Here is a 16,308-nt window from a genome sequence, read left to right on the forward strand (position 1 = left end):
AAGGAAGAAAAACGCTCTGAAAGGAAAATATAATATACACATACAGTCCTCGTAACAGAGGGACAGTATTTCGCTCTAATGCTCAGGACGTGAGTTCGCGGCATTGGAATCTCCGGGAGAGGGCTTCTAAAGGTCTCTCCTCTGGAGATTACTTTCGTTTTTTATACAAGTTGTTAGTAGGATGCCACGGATCGAGAGATTTGTGGCATCCCTTTTATATATTCACTCTTTCCATTTATTTTTAATCCAATACCATTATTCAATAAAAAATAAGGTATATGAAAACCGGTATCAGATCTACAAAAAAAGCAGCCCCACACATTGTGCAGGGCTGCTTGATATTAGTTCTCTTCTCTATTATCAGAGAAAAAAGAGGTCTGTTCGGATTATTTCAAAGCTGCTATTGCTTTAGCGTAGTCCGGTTCTTGTGCTATTTCAGGAACAAGTTCTGTGTAAATCACTTTTCCCTCTTCGTTCAAGACGATCACCGCTCTTGCTGTAAGAGCAGCCAATGGGCCTTCAACCATAAGAAGATTGTACGCTGCGTCAAACTCTTTTGCACGGAAAAGAGAAGCAGGCACTACATTTTCCAGACCCTCTGCACCGCAAAATCTCGCCATTGCAAAAGGAAGATCCTTGGAAAGACAAAGTACCACTGTATTTTCAAGATTGCTTGCCTCCTTGTTGAATGTTCTTACACTCTGAGCGCAAACACCTGTATCTATACTTGGGAAAATATTTAGAACTACTTTCTTGCCCTTATAATCTGAAAGTTTCACGGTAGAAAGATCCACTTTCACTGCTTCAAAGTCCGGAGCCATTGCTCCTACGGCTACCATTTCGCCTTGAAGGCGGATCGGGTTACCTTTTAATGTTACTTGACTCATACGTTTTTGTGTTGTTTTTGGTAGTTGTGATACGGCCATCGGAGCGATAGCCATTACAAATGTACAAAATAGTAGCGATACGACCAATCCGTGTTTTCTAAATGCTTGCATGACGTTGTTGGGTTCTTGTATAATGTTTTTCCATATCTTCCATCTCTTTTTTGAGCAGGATGAGTCTGCCACAACCTTTTATGGCATCCATAGCAGCAGAGGAGAGTGTAAAAGATGGAGCTTTACCTTTGGGAGATAAAAGTTGTACTTTAATCTTACCCGGCATGGTCTCCATAGAGCCTAAGAGGGCTGCCAGTTCAAGTACATTGCTCTCCGGATAAGTAATCCGCTCGTAAGTGATACCGCCATCCGTAAAGCGGTAATTGACTCCGCCGTCATACTCTATCTCATCCGAACGGAACTCAAGCCCGCTCTTCTCATCCACCACAAGGAATCCGGTATGACCATATCCCTTATCGGGAGCGGCACATCCGGAGATCAGCTGAATCTTCATATCCTTTTCCTTGATGTACACATCCAGGAATGGAGCCGAGGGAGAAGTGATGCCATCAAAGCCTTTGAAGCGCAAGAGCGTCTCATCAGCAAACTCTTTGTTTTCTATTCTCGTGAACAGCTCTGTCTCCATTGCGCTTATCTCTTGCAGCTTGATAGGTCTGAGGCTGTCTATATAAGCCATATCCCGTGTACAGATACGGTCTATTGCCTCTTTTCGGATAGGCTCCATGGCTTTTCGGGCAGCAATCTCCTTGGGGAATGTACGGTGCAGGCTATCCGCCAAAATCGTAGCATCCTCAAGAAGACCCGCATCCAAAGCCTGTTGTGCAGCCTCTACCAACGAGTTTGCTTGCTTTCTACTCTCCGAGGCACAGCCTGTAAAGAGCAGCAGTAAAAGTGTCAATAGGGAAATCTTCTTCATAATATCATACTTTTAGATCCGAATATTTCTGTTTTCGGGCAATGTGATATGCCCATAATATAGAGGATGGATGAAGCTTCCGATACGCTATCATCTTCTCCTCCGAAGTGAGTTGCAAGCTCGTTTTTAAGGGTTTCATCTTCAAGAATGCTGCCCATGCTTTCAGTACGGCAACGGCATCTCTCGGTTTTCCGGAAAGGGCAAACACAACCGCAGCAAGAGCATCAAACAAGACTCTTATAGCGAAAACGCCAACTCTCTTTCCCGTTGGAAGATTCTTCTTGAGCATGAGCAGATTGTTCCGAAAGTTAAGAAAAGTCTTGAACGGATTCTCTGCCGAAAGAGAAGCTCCACCTACATGATAAACCACCGATTGAGGTTCGCAGTAGAGTTTATACCCTTTTCCAAGCCACCTCCAACAGAGATCTATCTCCTCCTGATGCGCAAAAAAACGATCATCGAAACCGCCTAAACTCAAAAAAGCATCCCTTCTCACCAACATTGCTGCTCCCGTTGTCCAAAACGGCTGTTCCGGGGTATCGTACTGTCCTAAGTCTTTTTCTATGGTGTCAAATATCCTTCCACGGCAGAACGGATAGCCGAACAAGTCCAAATGTCCTCCCGCTGCACCGGCATACTCAAAGGCAGATCTCTCACGATAAGAGCGTATCTTGGGTTGGACGGAGACAATATCCGAGTCTTGCCGGATACGATTCCAAAGAGGCTCCAACCAGCCCGGAGTAACCTCTATATCGCTATTAAGAAGCAGTATATAGGGATAGTCGATTTCCGCTATTGCTCTATTGTATCCTTCTGCAAACCCCCAGTTTTTCTTGAGATCGAGTGTCAGCACAGAAGGGAAATCCTCTTTCACGATCCGGAGAGAAGAGTCTTGCGAACCATTGTCTGCCACCACAATATCCGCCAAATCCGGATTGGTGTTTTCAATCAACGAGGGTAGAAACTCTCGCAACATCTGTGCACCATTCCAGTTGAGTATCACTACCGCTATCGGCTTACTACTTTTCTCCATCTTCCACATGGTTTATCTCATCCGTAAATACCGTTACTGCATCTTCTCCCAAAAGAGATGCAGCCGACTCCGGTGTGTGCTTCCACCGCTTATGAGACCAGAGCCAGATCTCCGGTTGATGCTCTATGCGACGCTGCACACCGAGCATATAACGGCGTGTAGCCTCGCCCCATGGAAGATCTTGAGGTGCTTTGGCTATGAGCGAAAAGGTTGCTTCGTAAACGCCTCTCTTCTTACGACGAACATCCAAAAATATCATCGGAATATTGAGCTTGCGGGCAAGCCTTTCCGCACCCGTAAACATCGCAGTGGTCTGACCCAGAAAAGGAGCAAAAAGATGAGCATTGGGCAGAGAGGGTGTCTGGTCTGCAAGGAAGACCACACTGCTTCGATGTTCGCGATTTCGGTTCAAAGAGATAATAGAGACAGGCGCTCTGTTTTTGTCCAGACAGCGAGTACCCAGATGCTCTCTATTTTTAAGCATCACTTCCTCTACCGCTCCTTTCATCGGCTTATACAGCTCGTATATATCTATATCTCTGAAAAAGACGGATGATCCACTGAACCACTCCCAGTTGCCGGTATGCCCCATCAAAACAAATGTAAGGTGATGCCCCTCGGCATAGATGGCTTCCACCACTTCGGGATTGGTGATGCGCGCATATTTTTGCATCTCTTTCTCCGTAAAACGAGAGAACATCATGGTTTCCAGAGCCAGATCCACAAGATAGCGGTAGTAGTTTCGCACAATTCGCTTTTGCTCCTTGAGATTCTTTTCCGGAAACGATCTTTGGATATTGGAAAAGATTACACCATATCTGTAACGCACCACTCTGTAAAGGAACAAAGAGAGAAAATCGGAGATTGCATAAAGTATGGCTCTTGGAACCAAGGCAACCAACCGAAAGAGCCACCACAGACACCGTCCTCCGAAAGATATTTTCTTATCAGCACACATAACCTTCTGCGAGTTCTTCGCTTTCCACCTGTTCCCCCACTTTTACTTTAATGATTTCTCCCTCGGAGCTTGCCACCTGCTCTCTTGGGATACGCAAGCGGATATAGTTTTCGGTATATCCGTACAGATAGTTCTCATCATCACCGGCTTCCAACAGCAGTCTGCGCACAGAGCCGGCTTGTTCCATGTAGAAGCGTGCCTGCTTCATATCCGAAAGATCAAGGAGTGTCTTGCTCCGTTTGTGCTTCTCTTTCGCATCCACCACCGGCTTTATGCTCAGAGCCATGGTGCCGGGACGCTCGGAGTAGCTGAACACATGAAGACGGGATATGGGCAGACTCTCTATGAAAGAGCGGCACGCCTCGAACGCTTCTGCCGTTTCGCCTCTTGAGCCGACAATGACATCCACTCCGATGTAAGCATCCGGCATCAGTCGCTTGATCTCCTCCACCTTATGTCTGAAAAGGGAGGTATTGTATCTTCTTCGCATCAGCTTGAGCACCTCATCGCTTCCACTCTGCAACGGGATATGGAAATGAGGAGCAAAACGTTTGGATCGAGCCACGAAAGCGATCACCTCATCCGTGATGAGGTTAGGCTCTATGGACGATATTCGGAAGCGGTCTATCCCCTCCACTTCATCCAATGCCTTGATGAGATCTATAAAGCTCTCTTGGGTGCTACGCCCGAAGTCTCCCACGTTTACACCCGTAAGGACAATCTCCTTACCTCCGTCTCGCGCCACACTTTCGGCTTGAGCCACGATGCTCTGTATGGATCCGTTCCGGCTCTTGCCTCTGGCTTTCGGGATGGTGCAGTAGGAACACTTATAGTCGCATCCGTCCTGCACTTTCAAGAAATGACGGGTGCGCCCCTCCGAAGAGAGAGAGGGAGCAAACTCCACGATGTTCTCCGTAGCCGAGGTTATCACCTTTGCCGTATCTCCTGCACGGTCTATCTCCGCAAGGTAAGAGACCAAATCTATCTTCTGATCCGTACCCAACACCATATCCACACCCTCCAACTCTCCGACCTCTTCGGGCTTCAGCTGGGCATAGCAACCCGTTACTATAATCCGTGCATTAGGGTAGTCTCTATGTATTTTTCGTATAGCGTGTCGGCTCTTTTTATCGGCCAACTGGGTAACAGAACAGGTATTTATCACACAGATATCGGGCACTTCTCCCTCACGGGCTTTACGTATCCCCACCTCTAAAAGGCTTCTCCCGATCGCCGATGTCTCAGCAAAATTGAGCTTACACCCAAGCGTAAAGAAAGCAGCCGTTTTGTATTCAAATATACTATTGTCTATCATTTTGGTGTTAAAATAGTTCGCGAATATGATTTCGCTTTCAAGGGGCAAAGATAACGATTTTCACACGCATACCGACACAGCAAAGAGCCACTGACTTTAGGAGCATCTTCCTCTTTTTTCTCCTTTGAAACCGATTTTCCGCCCCCTCATTTTTATATATTCCATCCCAGAAAATGCCCACTTTTTTCGGTCTCTCTATTTTGATCGGAAGGGGTGTTTTCAGAGCATGACCGAACTGTTAAATTCGGGCTGTTTTATTAACACGATTTTTGATGCAGGTTTACTCAAAACGCTAAAGCAGTATNACTGTTAAATTCGGGCTGTTTTATTAACACGATTTTTGATGCAGGTTTACTCAAAACGCTAAAGCAGTATATTTTGTCGGCTTAAAGTATTAAGCGAAATCAATAAACGTATTTACCGATTTCATTTAATACGTTTACCGGATTCAATTAAAGTATTTAGAATTTTCACACATAGTACTGTTTATCAAAAGATTAGCATAAAACAGCCCTTTTGAAGAAGGAAAACGGGGGATTTCTTCATTAACAATAATTCAGACGAAACAGGTTGAAATTCTATATTTATTAACTCGAAAACAGCCCCTGAAAGCGTGCAAGAGGAGAGTTGTTCGCAAATTTACGATTTTACATATAATACTGACCATAAGACAATTACACTCTTATCTATTCTATTCTCTCCAAAAATTTCACAACCCTAAGGGCCTCCGATCCTCCTCCGAGAGGAGAGCATTTTTATATAAAAGCTCTCGCCAGAAAGAGGACTCCCAACCCCGTTCGCCCATCTTAATTTTATTATTTATCTTTGTCCCGATCCGAAAACAGGATTTATACCCAAAAGAGACAAAACAAACAGTTAATGATATGAACATACGCACGTTTTTCCGCTCCGTTGCAGCCATTCTATTGTTAGGAGCATCGTATTCTCTTTCTGCGCAGAGTGTCAATGTCTCGACGCAGACATTCCAAGTGGGATTTGGTACAGGCAGTAAGGGATTTGAATTGTCCTACGAGTACCGACCGGCATTCGTGGCAAACAGAGTATTGGGATTCAGAACATTCCTCGGCTATGGACTTTTTGCCGTTCCTAAAAAGGCATATCAGTTCTCGACCTATCACATCAACTTCTCAAAACTTGGCAAAGGACATCTTCCCATACAGCATCAAGAGGTGTCTTTGGGAGGCGAGGTCAACTTCCTACTTGGTAGCTATAACCACGCAGGAGAAATGGGCATAGGTACGGCTCTCGACTGGTTCTCAAAAAAGGTCAACTATTTTCAAGATTGGGATGCAATCAAGGCCGAAGAGATCTTGACAGGAGAAGCAAACCCTTCTTCATTTGCTTCACACTCTTACATCAGAGTGGGTTATCGCTATACGCATGACTATGGCTTTACATTGGGAGTAGGAGGAAACTTCTTGCTTTTACAAGGACTCGGCACAAAGTTCTTCGCTTCCGAGTGGGGATTCACACCCTATATCAGTATCGGATATACGATGTAAAAGCCTGATACTATACGATAAAATAGAAAAGCCGCACCGGAGGATTTCTCGGTGCGGCTTTTTCGTTTTATGAGTTTTAGGATCTGATCTTACAGAAAGATTTATTAAAGGTCATCTTCAATAGCACCACTCTTGGAATAAGCACTCGGTTTAGCCTCAAAGAAGTCGGTCTTGATAAGATTGGCATTGCTGTACTGAGACACCCAGTTCATACTTGCCGGCTCTTCTTCGTACCCTTCAAAAAGAACACCGAAGCCCAAGTTCTCGCTTCTCAAGTTGGCAAGATACTTGATGTAGTCGCTTACCATCTGGGAGGTCAGCCCTTCGATATTCTCTCCTATAACGTACTCTCCCCATGCGATCTCCTGAAGTGCTCCCTCTTTGATCATGCCACGGAAGAGTTCGATGGCTTCCGGAGTGAAAAGCTCCGGCTCTTCTTTCTTGAGTTCAAGGATCATGGAGCGGAACAGCCAAAGGTGTGTGTTCTCGTCTCTATTGATGTATCTGATCTCTTGAACGGATCCCGGCATCTTGCCGTTGCGTCCCAAGTTGTAGAAGAACATGAATCCGGAATAGAAGTAAACCCCTTCAAGGATATAGTTTGCCACCATGGTCTTCAAGAGCTGTTGCGGACTCTGATTCTCTTGAAACTCGTTGTATATATCGCCTATAAACTTATTGCGGCGGAGCAGATGCTCATCATCTTTCCACTGATACAGGATAGCCGAACGCTCTTCGGGTGAGCAGATAGAGTCCAGCATGTAGCTGTAGCTTTGAGAGTGAACGGCTTCTTGAAAGGCTTGGATGGTCAGACAGAGATTGATTTCGTTGGCAGTGATATACTCTGCAACGTTGGGCAGATTGGCTGTCTGAATACTGTCGAGAAAAATAAGGAAAGAAAGAATCTTGTCATAAGCCATCTTCTCCTCAGGTGAAAGCTCTCGATAGTCTTTCACATCCTGGCTAAGATTGATCTCTTCCGGTATCCAAAAGTTGTTCATGGCCTGTCTATACCAGTTCGCAACCCAAGGATACTTCATGTTATTGAAGTCATTTAGATTAGTGGTATTGCCATTTATCATCCTGCGTTTCGTTACTTCTACGTCACCATGCTCGTTGAATAGAGCCTTCTTTTTTAGTTCGGACATACTGTTATAAGTTAATATTGATGTTGATAATAATTTGGTCGGATATCTATATCCGTCCCGGTCTTAAAAGGGAGAAGATTATGCCGAGCAGCTTTCACACTCCTCTACTTCCAAAGAGCGACTGCGGATATAGTACAAGGTCTTCACGCCGGACTCCCATGCACGTAAATAAAGATCCAAAATACGACGGAAGCTATAATCATGAGTAATGAAAAGATTGACGGACTGGGACTGGTCCAGATGACGCTGACGGACAGCTGCTGCATCCACTACCCACTCTTGATCTATTTGGTGTGCTGTTTTGTAGAGCCAGAAAGTGGAGTCCGAAAGCTGTGGAGCCACACGAGGGACAATGTTACCCTTCTTCTCTTCGAGGAAGTAGCGGTTCATGACAGGGTCTATACCAGCCGTAGTACCGGCAATAATAGAGGTAGAACTTGTGGGAGCTATGGCAAGAAGATAGGAGTTGCGCATTCCTCTGCGTGCAACATCGGATGCAAGGCGTTTCCAATCCGGAGAATCGTATTTGCGAAGCTGGAAATACTCTCCTGTCTGCCAGTCGCTGCCGGGGAAGCGAAGATATGAGCCTTTCTCCTCGGCAAGCAGTGATGATGCTTCTATCGCGTAATAGTTGATCTGCTCATAGAGCTTGTCCATGAAGCAGAGGTGCTCTGCACTCTCCCACTTGATGCCTTTCTGTGCCAACAGATGGTGATAACCGCTCGTACCCAAGCCTATAGGACGCATCTTCAAGTTGGTGATCTCGGCATAAGGAACCGGATAGAAGTTGAGGTCTATGACATTGTCCAACGCACGCACTATGGTATGAATCACTTCTTGGAGCTCTTGCTTATTTTCTGTGTCGATGTTGCCAAGAACAAGGGAAGCCAGATTACACACTACGAAATCCCCGGCTTCTGTTTCGGTTGTAATGATTTCGCGACCGTTTTCTGTCCGAACAGATACTTTAACCTCCTTTATCTCGCTCTGATTTTGAGCAATCTCCGTACAGAGGTTAGAGCAGTAGATGATACCCTGATGCTTGTTCGGGTTGAGACGGTTCACGGTATCGCGATTGAAGATAAACGGTGTTCCGGTCTCCACAGCACTCTTGATGATAAGACGTACCATGTCTTTCACCTTAATAGGTCTCTTGCTTATACGAGATTCATTGAGACAATCTTTGTATCTGCGCTCCCACTCTTCGCCGTAATAGTCTTCCAGCGAATAGCCTTTGATGGTCTGTATTTCGTGAGGACACATCATGTACCAGTTGTCCTCGATATTTTCTTTCACCATACGCCAGAAAAGATCCGGGATACACACTCCGGGGAAGACGTCATGCGCTTTCATTCTGTCGTCTCCGTTATTAGTACGGATCTGTAAAAACTCCGGCATATCTCTGTGCCATATATCGAGATATATCGCAACGGATCCTTGTCTCATGCCAAGCTGATCGACAGCCACGGCAGTATCGTTACACAGCTTGATCCACTTCAACACTCCTCCGGCTACACCCTTGAAACCACGTATGTCGGAACCGATGGCTCGCACTTTTCCCATGTATATACCCATGCCGCCACCGAATTTGGAGACCTGAGCAAAGTTGTTTATCGTGCGATAGATACCGGTAAGGCTGTCAGGCATGACATCTTCAAAACAGCTGCTAAGCTGATTGAGGGGCTTTCTTGCATTGCTCATCGTAGGCGTTGCCATGGTTACCTTCAGCCTGCTTATGATATCATATATCTTTTTAGCCCACATTACTTTGTTCTCTTTCTCCGGCAAAGCCAAGTGCATAGAGATTCCCATGAACATCTCTTGCGGACGCTCCAACAGGCTATGGCTGTTGTCTGTAATGAGATAACGCTTGGAGATAAGATGCAAGCTGCTGTATGTGAGTAGATGATTGCGTGAAGGGTCTATATATCTGCCTAACTCCTCGACCTCGCTCTTGGTATAGCCTTCGAGGATATATCTTCCGTACAGATTCTGATCCGTCAAATAAGCGATCTTACCATAGAAAGAGTCGATATAGAGCTTATTCTCCTCCTCTATGATAGAGCGTTCGATCTGAAGCAGAAGGAGACGAGAAGCGATAAACTCCCAGTTTGGTGCTTCCGGAGTAATAAGCTCCACCGCTGCCTTAGTGAGGATCTCCAATGTATTTGCCTGCTCTTTGTAGAAAGCTTGATACTTTGCATAAAGAAAGTCCAAAGAGTATGCCTTCATCTGGAACGTTGCCTGAATATCTTTTAACAGGCTGATGACACCACTATCCGAAATAGTCTTGCTGAACTTATTGATAATTTCACGGAACTCACTGCGCTTCTCGCGGTAAAGAATGTACTTTTTCGCCACCTGATAGTAGCCGGCTTGCATCAAAGCCTTTTCGACCATATCCTGTATGGTTTCAACATCCACCTCTCGGCGGTCTTGCAGTGCAGCCTCAATATCTTTACAAATGGTCTCAATCTCCTTCTCAGGCATGGTCTCCCCGCAAGCGACAAAAGCACGACGAATAGCATTCGAGATCTTACCCAGTGTAAAATCTTCCTCTGTTCGGTCCCGTTTTAATATTTTCATTTTTCGTTATGGTGTTATCAGAATATCATTGTTTTATTTATCATTTAGTCAGCTACAAAGATAAACAAAAGTTGCAGATATAGAACCCCATTCCATGCCTTTTTATAGCCAGATAGATAAAATCATAAAAAGCTAATAAACAAATAGTTAAACGATACAATACAAATAAAAAGAGGGCATAAAAACCCTCTTAAAACAACAACAAAAGCCCTTAAACTAATGAGTTAAGAGCTTTTTCTTTATCCTGCAAATTTTACATATTAGTTCAGAGCTAAGAAGTAAGCTCTACAACTTTCTTATAGATCTCTTCCGAAGATATTTCGAGACAGGCATAGTCTCCTCTTCGACACGGCTTCTGACCATAAGCGGAACATGGACGACATACCAGATCGACCCCTAAAGCATCCTCCTCTCTCTGCCTATACCCTAAAAAACCGGCAGCTACATGGGTTGCTCCCCAAAGGGAAAGAACCGGAGTTTGAGCCAAAGAGGCGAGATGCATATTGGCAGAATCCATGCTTATCATAAGATCCAGAGAAGATATTTCCTCCATCTCCTCCGTGAGCTTTTTGGCTTTTGTCAGTCTGACATTCTCAAACTCCGAGGCAAGCAGAGCATTTTGCTCCGTCTCTTTTCCCGGAGCACCATAGAGCACCACCTCGTATACACCCTCTTTTGACAGCAGTCCGAGCAATCCCTTTATGGTCTCAACAGGCATCATTTTCCCTTTATGCTGGGCGTATGGAGCAAGACCGATTCTGTATCTCTCCTTTTTTTCCACTTTGGGGAATGGAGCCATTTCGGTTGTTAGATCTACTCCGACAGCCTGCTTCAAGAGATCAAAGTATCTGTATACCATAGGATAGATATAGAGTTCTTGAGGAACTTTGCTCTCTTTTTCAGGACGAGAGAAAAGGCGTTTACGTTCTGCTCGCGGTTTTTCCAGACTCACCACTTTGTGTCCCAATATACGAAGCATCCATCTTAGCAGTTTGGTACGCAAAACATCGTGTAAATCCACAACAATAGCGTCAGGAAAATGCTGATGCAGCCTTTTAGCGAGCTTCAACAAACCAAAGAAAGATCCATCCGGATCCGGCTTGAAAGGGTAACTATCTATATTCTCCTTCGGATCAAAACCTGTCATGGAAGCCATAAAAGGTCGAGTAACCAAAGTAAAAGAGGCATCCGGCAGATGTTCTGCAAGACGCCTCATTTGAGAAAGTACCATAGCAACATCGCCCAACGCAGAGAAACGAAGGACGATGTAATGCTTTTTATGTTGTGCCGAAACAGGCATACTTTTCTATCCGTTACTTAGCACCGGCTTTGCCCAAAAGGAGCGGATTCATTGCCGGATCGTTATACATTTTCATCTGTTTATAGACTTTCATGTACTTGCGTCCTTTTGCAATATCTTCCAACAGCTCATCCACAGCAGTTGCAAGGTCTTTCTCTTGTTCGAAAAGCACTTGCAACTTCTGTTCACACGCTTTTTTATGTTCCTCCGAAGCATCTGTGCGCTTGGTTTGTTCGCGCATATGGTAGATCTTTAGCTGAAGGATAGACATTCTATCCAATGCCCAAGCCGGACTTTCGGTATTGATCTTCGCATCCTTTTCCGGGCATACATCTTTATACAGATCCAAGAAGTAGCTGTCTATAAGCTCTACAAGATCTGTGCGTTCCTGATTGGAGCGGTCTATTCTACGCTTCATTGCCAACGCCTCAACCGGATCTATATCAGGATTTCTTATAATATCCTCCATGTCCCATTGTGCATTATCTATCCAGTTTTTGGTGTAGAGATAAAACTCGATTGATCTCACTTCATACGGATTTACAATAGGAGCATCTATATCATTAGAAACACGGTAATCTGCTATCGCATGCAGAAAAACCTCTATTGCCTTCGCAGAAAAAGATGATTTAGTAAGCATGATGTTCTTATTTTCTTGTTTTCAACTTTCACAAAGGTAACAATTAAAAACAGCAAACACCCAAGAACAGAAAAAGAAACAGGCGAGATCCCTTGCCTAAGAGATCTCTCCTGTTTTCTTAGAGTCGGGATAAGAAGACTCGAACTTCCGACCTCCACGTCCCGAACGTGGCGCGCTACCAACTGTGCTACATCCCGATGGGGAGAAATACACCCCCTCCTGTTTTACGGAACAAAGTTAGAGCATTTATTGTAAACCGACAAACACTCCGCCTTATATTTTCTCTTTCTTGCAGAAAAAGTAGAAGTTATGGCACAGATCCGACTTATTCTTCTTCAAAACAGATTGCAAACAGCACTCTGTCTGCAAAGCTCTCTTTTGGAACGAGAGAGATATTGAAACCAAGGTATTCTCTCTCCAAATCTCCCGGACGAGCGGAAAAGACTCTTATATCACTTACCTCCCAATAGTCCGAATGCTCTTTGAAACACTCAGCATACCCTTGCAGAATAGACATTGCCTCTAATTGAGTCTTGCTGATCCTTAACTTCTACGACCTCCTATGGCAACAACAGAAATAAAAGGCACACCTACATCCAAACGGCTACCTAAAACTTCCTTTCTCCTCAACACCTTGCATCTATTCGCTCCGGCAATAACTATCAAAGCATTTTTTCCAATCCCTTCTCTTTCATTTTCAAGAAGAAATCGCACAAGAAGAAGATCTCTAAAACCAGACTCCATATCAGTTACCTCTATCTTCAAACCGAGCTTCTTATTGTCATCAAACTCCTTATACCTCATGCCCTACGGCTTATGTACATATTATTCCAAAGCTACTCTCAATAGCAAGCAGAGTAGAGGTTCTGCTTCTTTTACTATTTGCTAATACTCCTCTCTTTACATATTCTCCCCCCTCGGTATCTTGAAAGAGATAAAAAAATAGCCCGGCAGCTTTCTCAGAAACTATCGGGCTATTCTTTTATCTTCTTAAACTCCTTTCGGTCCTGCTTAGAATCTCTTACCCAAAGCTATCGCCGGGATAAAATATCCGACATCCGCATCAGAAAGAGAGCGTCCCCCTGCCATATAGATCTGGAAGCTCCATCCTTTGCTGTTTACATACTTATAGCCTAAGCCGAGACCCATACCGCCACCAAAAACATACTGATATTCTTTGCCGTTGGAATAGCGTCTTACAAGTTCTTGCTTCATGTGTCCCAAAGCACTGTTCAGCTCCACGAACATTCCGGAAGCGTAGCGCTTTTCGGGAGTAGAACGACCAAAGAAATACCATCTGAAATAAGGTCCCACAAAAGATGTGGACATACCGGAGTCTACCCAAACAGTAGGATTATACAAAGCCCTTATTCCGAATCCCATTTCCTCGTCCAACATACGCTCGTAAGTAAAGTGAGGAATCCGGGCAAAGGCAAGAGAAGAGAAGTCCACAGAGATCTCATTCTTTCTGTAACCAGAAGTCTCGGATTTCACTGCTTGTTCCTGTGCAAAAATATTCGCCACAGGGTTTAAGCAGATTATAACGAGAAAAAATATCAGCTTTTTCATCTTATACATACATTAGGTTCAACCTCTATTGATTTAGGTATGCGGAAACCAAAACGGAAGCACTTCCCGGAAAATCTCTGCACGACCAGTCTCTGCAAATATAGTGTAAATATTGCTTCGGTTTGCCATCTTTCCGAAACGGGAACAGGGAAAAGTCTAAAACCTGAACCCTATGGATGTTTGCAAAAGAGAGGCAGTATAGACTGCAGAAAGCATTTCGGTAGCACCCTTTCCGGGAGGAGGGAGCATCGCATTCACGGTCGGACGGATATAAAACTTCTTATACCTCAGCTCATATCCCCCTCCCACATTGAAGTAGTAACGGTTCTCCAAACCTTTTTTAGCCTGAGTATCACCCGATGGTCTTGCCGACAAATCGTTAAGGACAAGATAATTCGCCCCGGCATTCAGGAAAAAGCTCCCACTCCAACCCTTCGGATCGGATTGATGTCCGGAGATATAGTAGCGGTATTGAGGAGAGATCTGTCCGGCAAGAGCAGGAAAGACAAATCCGCCCAAAGCGGTAGCGCCGACCATGTGATGCTTTCCGATGGTGGCATAAACACCTACATTTGCCGAAAAGAGTCCGGCTCCTATTTCTCCCTTAATCCGAACCTGTGCATTGCTTTCCCCATAGCAGAAAAACGCCAATAAAAGAGCAGAAACCGCCCCTATAATTTTCTTTTTCATATCATCCTCTTTGTTTTTTTGAAATATCGACGGTGAAGATAGCCATTATTTTATCATAAATAGAATGTCCAAAAGCTTTTCAAAGAGGAAAGATCTGATATATACCGGAGAAGGTTTTGAAAATTCTTACCTTTGTAACCGCAAGAAAGTGGCTATGAACGCAGTAGAAAGAAAAAAGGAGATATATAAAGTAACGCTTATAGGAGCCATAGGCAACGTGATACTTCCTGTGGTGAAAGGAGTTATAGGCGTACTGAGCAATTCGGGAGCCTTGATTGCGGATGCCGTTCACTCGGCTACCGATCTGCTTACAGACGCTGTGGTTCTTTTCTGTGCCCGTATAGCCGCCAAGCCATCGGACGATGACCATGCTTACGGACACGGCAAATACGAAGTGATAGCCTCGGCTCTCATCTCTCTTTCTCTGCTTGTGGTCGGAGCTTTTATCTTGGCAAAGAGTGTGGAAGAGCTCTATCGCTACTTCCTCGAAGGGGTCATGATAGAAAAGCCGGGCGCAATAGCCATCTGGGCTGCCTTGCTCTCCGTTGTGGCTAAAGAGATCCTTTTCAGATACACCATCCGGGTGGCTCACAGGGTGAACAGCTCTGCCGTTGCCGCCAATGCGTGGCATCACAGAAGCGATGCCCTCTCTTCCGTCGGAGTGTTGGTGGGTCTGTCTGCCGCCTATTTCCTTGGAGAGGGAGCACGATTTATGGAACCTGCGTCCGCCATCTTCGTTGCGGTACTCATCATAAAGGTCGGAATGGAGATCGGTATGAACTCTCTCCGAGAGCTGTCCGAGAAGGCTCTCCCCTCCGAGACCGAACAAAAGATTCGGGAAATGGTAGAAAGCGTCGAGGGAGTATCCAATCCGCACAACCTGCGCACTCGCAGAGTGGGGCAGAGAATAGCCATCGAGGTGGACATCATGGTTGACGGACAGATGACAGTAGAGCGAGCCCATCACCTTACCGAGCTTATCGAGGCCATTTTACGGAAAGAGTATGGAGAAGAGACCCATATCATCATTCACGTAGAGCCGAAAGAGGCAACGCTGGACAACAAATATGAGAGAGAATATGAGAGCAGACAAAACCTTTGACCTGCTTCCGTGGCTTGAAAAAGGCAGGATAGAAGCCGGATGCGATGAGGCTGGGCGCGGAGCTCTTGCCGGTCCGGTGGTGGCTGCAAGCGTGATCTGGCTTCCGGACAATCCGCACCTTCTCGACCTCCTGCCCTCTTTGAACGACTCCAAAAAGCTCACCGGCAAGCGAAGAGAAACGCTGTTCGACCGGATATGCTCCTGTTCCGATGCCTTCTCCATCGTGGAGATAGACCCGGCAACCATAGATCGCATAAACATCTATCAAGCCTCCTGCCTTGCCATGAGCCGGGCAGCGGAAAATCTGACGCTCTCCCCCGATCATCTTTTGATAGACGGCAACCGGTTTGTTCCCTCTACCTCTATCCCCTATACCTGTCTGGTAAAAGGAGATGCCCGCTTTGCCTCCATCGCCTCTGCCTCTATTTTGGCAAAAGTACATCGGGACAGAGTGATGCAGAAGAGCCATGAGCTGTATCCGGAGTATGGTTTCGACAAACATGTAGGCTATCCCACCCCATCTCACAAAGCGATAATCCGAAAGATCGGTCTCTCTCCCATACACAGAAAGAGCTATAAACCTTGCATGCAGATGCTCCCCTTTCTGACGGACTGATATAAAAACAGAC

General features: G+C 45.3%; 16 protein-coding genes and 1 tRNA gene. 3 read left to right on the forward strand and 14 right to left on the reverse strand.

Annotated elements, in window-relative coordinates:
* Nucleotides 1–386 precede the first annotated feature (386 nt).
* The 5 genes from tpx to mtaB form a co-directional block, all read right to left on the reverse strand.
* Nucleotides 387–887, reverse strand: a complete 501-nt coding sequence (gene tpx, locus HQ29_RS02360; RefSeq protein WP_036789788.1) for a thiol peroxidase — start codon at nt 885–887, stop codon at nt 387–389.
* A 97-nt stretch (nt 888–984) separates the two neighbouring features.
* The gene (locus HQ29_RS02365) at nt 985–1,815 is read right to left on the reverse strand and encodes a hypothetical protein (protein WP_036867276.1); all 831 of its coding nucleotides are present in this window, start codon (nt 1,813–1,815) and stop codon (nt 985–987) included.
* Nucleotides 1,816–1,819: 4 nt separating this feature from the next.
* Nucleotides 1,820–2,848: a glycosyltransferase family 2 protein gene (locus HQ29_RS02370; RefSeq protein WP_200878512.1), complete on the reverse strand. Its 1,029-nt coding sequence runs from the start codon at nt 2,846–2,848 to the stop codon at nt 1,820–1,822.
* Nucleotides 2,835–3,806: a lysophospholipid acyltransferase family protein gene (locus HQ29_RS02375; RefSeq protein ID WP_052089704.1), complete on the reverse strand. Its 972-nt coding sequence runs from the start codon at nt 3,804–3,806 to the stop codon at nt 2,835–2,837. The genes HQ29_RS02370 and HQ29_RS02375 overlap by 14 nt, the downstream gene beginning before the upstream one ends.
* Nucleotides 3,796–5,121 carry a tRNA (N(6)-L-threonylcarbamoyladenosine(37)-C(2))-methylthiotransferase MtaB gene (gene mtaB, locus HQ29_RS02380; RefSeq protein WP_036867281.1) on the reverse strand — a complete coding sequence of 442 codons (1,326 nt, stop codon included), beginning with the start codon at nt 5,119–5,121 and terminating at the stop codon, nt 3,796–3,798. Before mtaB ends, HQ29_RS02375 begins: the two co-directional genes overlap by 11 nt.
* 884 nt (nt 5,122–6,005) lie before the next feature.
* Here mtaB and HQ29_RS02390 point away from each other — a divergent pair.
* Nucleotides 6,006–6,644, forward strand: a complete 639-nt coding sequence (locus tag HQ29_RS02390) for a hypothetical protein (RefSeq protein WP_036867285.1) — start codon at nt 6,006–6,008, stop codon at nt 6,642–6,644.
* 104 nt (nt 6,645–6,748) lie between these two features.
* Here HQ29_RS02390 and HQ29_RS02395 read toward each other — a convergent pair whose 3' ends face one another.
* From HQ29_RS02395 to HQ29_RS02435, 9 genes are all read right to left on the reverse strand, one after another.
* Complete coding sequence (locus HQ29_RS02395; RefSeq protein WP_036789375.1) at nt 6,749–7,792, reverse strand: ribonucleotide-diphosphate reductase subunit beta; 1,044 nt, start codon at nt 7,790–7,792, stop codon at nt 6,749–6,751.
* A 78-nt stretch (nt 7,793–7,870) separates the two neighbouring features.
* Nucleotides 7,871–10,378 carry a ribonucleoside-diphosphate reductase subunit alpha gene (locus HQ29_RS02400; RefSeq protein ID WP_036867287.1) on the reverse strand — a complete coding sequence of 836 codons (2,508 nt, stop codon included), beginning with the start codon at nt 10,376–10,378 and terminating at the stop codon, nt 7,871–7,873.
* Nucleotides 10,379–10,649: 271 nt separating this feature from the next.
* Nucleotides 10,650–11,678, reverse strand: coding sequence for a glycosyltransferase family 9 protein (locus HQ29_RS02405; protein ID WP_052089706.1), 1,029 nt, complete (start codon nt 11,676–11,678; stop codon nt 10,650–10,652).
* Nucleotides 11,679–11,691: 13 nt separating this feature from the next.
* Nucleotides 11,692–12,318 (reverse strand): DUF4254 domain-containing protein, encoded by a 627-nt coding sequence (locus tag HQ29_RS02410; RefSeq protein WP_036867289.1) that lies wholly within the window; start codon nt 12,316–12,318, stop codon nt 11,692–11,694.
* 124 nt (nt 12,319–12,442) lie between these two features.
* Nucleotides 12,443–12,515: transfer RNA gene (locus HQ29_RS02415), tRNA-Pro, on the reverse strand.
* A gap of 128 nt (nt 12,516–12,643) precedes the next feature.
* Nucleotides 12,644–12,835 carry a hypothetical protein gene (locus HQ29_RS02420; protein ID WP_036789368.1) on the reverse strand — a complete coding sequence of 64 codons (192 nt, stop codon included), beginning with the start codon at nt 12,833–12,835 and terminating at the stop codon, nt 12,644–12,646.
* 26 nt (nt 12,836–12,861) lie between these two features.
* The gene (locus tag HQ29_RS02425) at nt 12,862–13,122 is read right to left on the reverse strand and encodes a hypothetical protein (protein ID WP_036863255.1); all 261 of its coding nucleotides are present in this window, start codon (nt 13,120–13,122) and stop codon (nt 12,862–12,864) included.
* A 207-nt stretch (nt 13,123–13,329) separates the two neighbouring features.
* Nucleotides 13,330–13,842 carry a DUF3575 domain-containing protein gene (locus HQ29_RS02430; RefSeq protein WP_160216098.1) on the reverse strand — a complete coding sequence of 171 codons (513 nt, stop codon included), beginning with the start codon at nt 13,840–13,842 and terminating at the stop codon, nt 13,330–13,332.
* 201 nt (nt 13,843–14,043) lie between these two features.
* The gene (locus HQ29_RS02435) at nt 14,044–14,577 is read right to left on the reverse strand and encodes a hypothetical protein (RefSeq protein WP_036867290.1); all 534 of its coding nucleotides are present in this window, start codon (nt 14,575–14,577) and stop codon (nt 14,044–14,046) included.
* 154 nt (nt 14,578–14,731) lie between these two features.
* Between HQ29_RS02435 and HQ29_RS02440 the strand changes: the two genes are divergently transcribed.
* Nucleotides 14,732–15,679: a cation diffusion facilitator family transporter gene (locus HQ29_RS02440; RefSeq protein ID WP_052089716.1), complete on the forward strand. Its 948-nt coding sequence runs from the start codon at nt 14,732–14,734 to the stop codon at nt 15,677–15,679.
* Nucleotides 15,657–16,295, forward strand: a complete 639-nt coding sequence (locus HQ29_RS02445; RefSeq protein ID WP_036867345.1) for a ribonuclease HII — start codon at nt 15,657–15,659, stop codon at nt 16,293–16,295. Before HQ29_RS02440 ends, HQ29_RS02445 begins: the two co-directional genes overlap by 23 nt.
* Nucleotides 16,296–16,308: the final 13 nt, after the last annotated feature.

Origin of the sequence: Porphyromonas canoris, from assembly GCF_000765975.1 — a bacterium.
GTDB classification, from domain to species: domain Bacteria; phylum Bacteroidota; class Bacteroidia; order Bacteroidales; family Porphyromonadaceae; genus Porphyromonas_A; species Porphyromonas_A canoris.